Annotated in this window: 1 pseudogene; it reads right to left on the bottom strand. The window is 67.2% G+C overall.

Annotated elements, in window-relative coordinates:
* A pseudogene (locus tag SB816_RS35030) lies at positions 1 to 235 on the bottom strand (LysR family transcriptional regulator); the annotation flags it as partial.

The raw sequence follows: 235 nt of genomic DNA, 5'->3' as shown, positions 1-235 counted from the left end.
GCTCGCCCGGATAGCGCTCGCGAAAGCCGGCGATCAGCTGCGGCAGATAGAGCGGCGCGACCGTCTCGAAGCAGCCGATATCGATCTGGCCGGTCACGACGTCGTTGTCGGCCAGCGCGTTCTGTTCGAACTCGTGCGCGATGCGCAGCAGCTCCTGCGCCTTGCGGTAGAAACGCGTGCCGCCCGGCGTCAGCGACACGCCCTGCGCGTGATGGCGGATGAACAGCTTCACGCC

Source organism: Achromobacter sp. SIMBA_011 (assembly GCF_046535435.1).
GTDB classification, from domain to species: domain Bacteria; phylum Pseudomonadota; class Gammaproteobacteria; order Burkholderiales; family Burkholderiaceae_B; genus Achromobacter; species Achromobacter dolens.
Note: the sequence above shows the minus strand (reverse complement) of the source record. Positions and strands in the feature narration are given on the sequence as shown.